The sequence below is a fragment of the Gordonibacter pamelaeae 7-10-1-b genome, from assembly GCF_000210055.1.
In the GTDB taxonomy this organism is placed as follows: Bacteria; Actinomycetota; Coriobacteriia; order Coriobacteriales; family Eggerthellaceae; genus Gordonibacter; species Gordonibacter pamelaeae.
Genome location: NC_021021.1, coordinates 1763505 through 1766219 on the forward strand (window position 1 = coordinate 1763505; position 2715 = coordinate 1766219).

At 64.9% G+C, this 2715-nt stretch carries 3 protein-coding genes; all 3 read left to right on the plus strand.

What is annotated here, in order from left to right; genetic code table 11:
- Positions 1-151 precede the first annotated feature (151 nt).
- Positions 152-592, plus strand: coding sequence for a phasin family protein (locus GPA_RS08190; RefSeq protein WP_015539573.1), 441 nt, complete (start codon positions 152-154; stop codon positions 590-592).
- Positions 593-634: 42 nt separating this feature from the next.
- Positions 635-2287 carry an ABC1 kinase family protein gene (locus GPA_RS08195; protein WP_041240279.1) on the plus strand — a complete coding sequence of 551 codons (1653 nt, stop codon included), beginning with the start codon at positions 635-637 and terminating at the stop codon, positions 2285-2287.
- A 159-nt stretch (positions 2288-2446) separates the two neighbouring features.
- A partial coding sequence (locus GPA_RS08200; protein ID WP_156791148.1) for a helix-turn-helix transcriptional regulator occupies positions 2447-2715 on the plus strand: 269 nt, incomplete at its 3' end.

A 2715-nucleotide genomic window follows, 5' to 3' on the forward strand; every position in this document is an offset into this window, starting at 1 on the left:
GCCGTTTCGACCGCATCTTTCCCCGGTATTCTCTTTTCCCTACAAACTCCCACCTCGCATTGCCCTTTTCGCGGATTTGGTGCATCATGGTTCAAAGAGCCCGACAGCGCTGCGGCGTGAGTGGGCCGAACCGCGACGAAGGAGGCTTTTTATGGCTACCATAGGCGACGGATTCAAGGACATCTTCCTGGCGGGCATCGGAGCGATGGCCATCACCGCCGAGAAATCGAAGGACCTGGTGGACCAGCTCATCTCGAAAGGCGAGCTCACGGTGGACCAGGGCAAGCAGATCAACACCGAGCTCAAGCACAAGGCCGAGGACGTGGCCAGCACGCTGCGCTACGACGCCCTCGAGGCGCGCATGGCCGTCATGACGCCCGAGGAGCGTGCGGCGTTCGCGGCCAAGGCCGCCGAGATCGCGGCGAAGCAGAGCGCTCAGGCGCCCGTTGCCGCGCCGTCGGCCGATTCCCCCGAGCCCCAGGCGGAGGTGGGCGACGCCTCCCCCGTGGAGACGTCGGCCGCGGAATCGCCTGCGGTGGAGATCCCCATAGAGGGCGGCTCGCCTGCGTCTCCCCAGACGCCTGGCGCGTAGCCCCGGCCCCGCGCGCGTTCGAGAGAGGCGCCCGCCATGGCCATGGCCGACAACACGCTGCTCAAATACTTCTTCAGCTCAGGCGCGGAGATCGACCCCGAGGGACGGTTCAATCTCAGCCGCAAGACGCGCACGCGCCGGCTGAAGGAGATCTACTCCATCCTGCAGAAGCACCATTTCCTGCGCGGCTTCTCGCCGGAGGAGTTCCGCGCCATGCTGGAGGACCTGGGCCCCAGCTTCGTGAAAATCGGCCAGACGCTGTCCACGCGCTCGGAGATCCTCCCGAAGGCCTATTGTGACGAGCTGAAGAAGCTCCAGATGGAGTGCGACCCTCTGCCGTTCGACCAGATGCTCGCAGCCCTCGACGACATCTATGGCGAACGCCAGGGCGACATCTTCGATGCCATCGATCCCACGCCGCTCGGCAGCGCGTCGCTTGCGCAGGTGCACAAGGCGCGCCTCGCGAACGGCGACATCGTGGCGGTGAAGATCCAGCGTCCCGGCGTGAAGGCCACCATGGCGCTCGACATCGACATCATGCGCATGGTGGCACGCCAGGCGTCGCGCTTCATGAAGGACGACCAGATGCTCGACCTGCGCGACGTGGTGGAGGAGCTGTGGGCCACGTTCCTCGAGGAGACGGACTTCCAGCGCGAGGCGGCGAACCTCCAGGAGTTCGCGCGGTTGAACAAGGATGTGGCGTTTATCGACAGCCCGCACGTGTACCCTGAACTCTGCGGCGAGTACGTGCTGGTCATGGAGTACATCGACGGCATCCCCATCCTGGTGACCGACCGGCTGCGGGCTGCCGGCTACGACTTGGAGGAGATCGGCGAGAAGATCCTCGACAACTACGCCACGCAGATCCTCGACCACGGGTTCTTCCACGCCGACCCGCATCCGGGCAACCTGCTGATCCGCAACGGGAAAGTCGTCTACATCGACCTGGGGATCATGGGGCGCCTGTCGCCGCACGACCGCGCCGGGTTCGGCAACATCATCCAGGCCGTGGGCATGCAGAGCGCCACCGAGCTCAAGAGCGCGCTCATGTCGTTCGCCATCGCGAAGGACAACGCGGCCATCGACCACACGCGCTTCCTGGCCGACCTCGACCTGTTGCTGGAGGACTACGGCTCGTGCGACGTGGCCGACATCGATATCGGCATGTTCCTGAACGACATCCTCATGCTCACGCGCTCGTGCAAGGTCACGCTGCCGTCGTCCATCACGAGCGTGTCGCGCGGCCTGGTGACGCTGGAGGGCACCATCCTGCCGTTCATCCCGAACGAGAACGTGGTGTCCATCATCAACGCGCACATCCAGCGCACGAAGGACCCGGCCGAGGAGCTGGCGGGAGCCATGGAGGACCTGGCGCTGGCGCTGCGCTCGTCAGCGCGCGGCTCGATGGACGCGGCCCAGTACTCCGGCGAGGCGCTGAAGATGCTCACGCGCGGCCAGCTGAAGGTGAACACCGAGGTGCTGGGCAGCGAGGCGCCCCTCTCGCACCTGGGCAAGATCGTGAACCGGCTGACCATCGGCATCATCATCGCAGGGCTGTTCATCGGTTCGAGCATGCTGTCGCTCTCGAGCATGGAACCGCGCCTGCTGGGCGTGCCGGTGCTCGCGTTCTTCGGTTACCTGGGCGCCGCGATCCTGTCCCTCTGGGTGGTCGTGGACATCGCGCGGAAGAGGTAAAGAGCGCCCTCCCTGTTTTTAGCCTGCATTTAACCAGATCAGATAGCCCGCAACCAATAATTGCGGAAAATTCCAACTGGAAGCGGTCGCGCGGCGATTCCCGCAACCGTACCCTTTTGAGTACGCTATGATGAATGAAACGAGAAAGGGTTCGGAACCATGAACGTCGAGATCGCCCAGCGCCTGTCGGCGCGTCGCAAGCAATCGGGACTGTCGCAGGAAGCGCTCGCGGAGAAGCTGGGCGTGTCGCGCCAGGCCGTGTCGAAGTGGGAGCGCTCGGAATCGTCGCCCGACACCGACAACCTCATCGCGCTCGCGCAGCTCTACGGCGTGTCGCTCGACGAGCTTTTGTATGTGGACGACGAGATGCGCGACGACGTGGCGTTCGAGGCCGTCGACCGCGCCGCCGAGCGCGCGGCGGCCACCGG

Coding starts and splice junctions, on each gene's coding strand:
- GPA_RS08195 (WP_041240279.1), top strand. CDS start 635: ATGGCCGACAACACGCTGCTCAAATACTTCTTCAGCTCAGGCGCGGAG.
- GPA_RS08190 (WP_015539573.1), top strand. CDS start 152: ATGGCTACCATAGGCGACGGATTCAAGGACATCTTCCTGGCGGGCATC.